The 1,890-nt window shown below is 56.2% G+C and carries 1 protein-coding gene and 1 pseudogene; both read right to left on the bottom strand.

The window, feature by feature from the left end; all coding sequences use genetic code 11:
* Positions 1 to 805, bottom strand: a pseudogene (locus DBR24_RS09740) (toxin); the annotation flags it as partial.
* Between the two features lie 69 nt (positions 806 to 874).
* On the bottom strand, positions 875 to 1,890 hold a 1,016-nt coding region (locus DBR24_RS31875), incomplete at its 5' end, for an RHS repeat-associated core domain-containing protein (RefSeq protein WP_256591370.1).

Here is a 1,890-nt window from a genome sequence, read left to right on the forward strand (position 1 = left end):
CCGATTGTCTTCGCAGACGGCCATCGGCAGGGTCATAGATCCACTGGCTGGTGACATCATTGCCGGCCCGTTGCTCAACGATCTGTGCGGCCGCGTTGTATTGTGCAGCGAGCAGTACCGGCCGCCATGTGGTTTGATTTTTCAGTTGCAGCTGGACCTGTTTGAGTTGTCCCGAGAGGTCGTAGCGCCATTGTTGCCGGTGACCCGCGGCGTCGATTTGCTCCAATGCTGCGCCCAAGGGGCTGAAGGCGTGGCGCGTGGTGAATGCCTCGGCATCATGGAAGCGGCGGGTTTGCTCCAGTGCCTGACCGGACAAGCTGTAGCTGGGCAGGCGCAGTGTGCCTGACGGATCAGTCTGTTCCTGCCGTTGTCCGCGCAGATTGTGCCCGGGGTCAGCCGTGGAATCGGCGTAGGTAAATATTTCGACATCCACCTCGTCGTTTTCTGCGACCGCCACGACACGTAACTGACGGTCGTAGCGCATGCGCCAATGACTGCCGCGTGCATCCCAGCGATCCAGCACTTCACCGGCCATCCCGGCAAGGTGCAGACGCCATCCGGCGTCAACGCTGTCGATTTTCAAAGGTGTGCCGGGCAAGCTGTAATACGTGACGAGGTTAGCCCGCGGTAGCCGCGGATCCCACTGTTCGGCTAACTGTCCCGCTGCATTGTGGTGCTGGCAGGTAACAAGACGTTCCACTACGCCATCCGCTACCTGACGAAAGTACGCCACACGCTTCACCGGCAAGGTCCGAGGATCATGGATGTACAGGTCGGGCGTACGAAAGTGCGGTGATGTATTCATATGCTGGTTCCAGTAATCCCTTCGCCTGCCGTTGCTCCCGGATGTTGTGGGGGCTGCGATCCCCGTGTTCTAGGCTGCTCGTTGTGCGTTGTACTGGCGATACCTTCCAATCAGTTCAAGGTTGCGATTGGCTTGTGCGATTCGTACCGATATTTGCGCTTGAATCTCATCCCGACGGATCATCCCGCCCTGGCTGGTGCCAACATTTTTTGTGAGCATGTCGTAGGCGTAATTCAATGATCCGAGAACACCTTCGGAATAGAATTCGTTGAACTCCAATCGAGCGAACGCGGCGTTGACTTCAATTCGGTCTTGATTCAGGAGGTCGATAATCAGGCCGAGACCTCGCTCTAAATCGTCGATGGTCGAGTCTTGCAGGCCCACCACTGCGGCAGCGACATCGCTCCCTGATTGGGCGATTGCCATCAGGTCACTTGCAGCGGGCACGCCCACGTGCCCAAGTGCTGTTGAAGTGACGACTGAAGCGATTTGTTTTCTTCCCTGCCCGCTGCGTGGGTCGTAACCCATGACAAATTTTTTGGCGAATTGCAGCGGTCGGTTCAATACACCCACCGTGGCTTCGGTATGCAGGCTTTCTGGATTGATTTTCCGAGGGTCAGGCAAAATGGGGGTCGAGAAGTTTTTGTAAATACTCAGCTTCTCCACAACTTTACTCACGATAGTACTGGCTATCGTTGGGACCAAAGGCACGCCGGGAGCAATACTGGAAACCAGAGCGGCAGCGCTTGTACTCGCACCCGCTTTTGTCAGGTGATAGGCAGTGTTCACCGCAAAGCGTTTTCCGATACTCCCGTTGCTGAACAGGTTGTTCAGTTGAACATCCATGGCCTGCATCTCGATTCCCAAGGTATCCAGCACTTTTGTGTAGTCTTCGATGTCCTGTCGGTCATTGTCAGGCGTGTCTTTGCTGGTGCCGTCGTTATCAATGAAGACCAGCGGGTTATTGCCGACGAACCCATACAGATTCAGCCCGTCGACATCTCCCGCCGGATCGGCGCTGAGCCAGCGCTGCAACCATGGCGCGTAGTAGCGCGCACCGTAGTAATACAAACCACTGACATCCA

Source organism: Pseudomonas sp. HMWF006, assembly GCF_003061205.1.
GTDB classification, from domain to species: Bacteria; Pseudomonadota; Gammaproteobacteria; order Pseudomonadales; family Pseudomonadaceae; genus Aquipseudomonas; species Aquipseudomonas monsensis.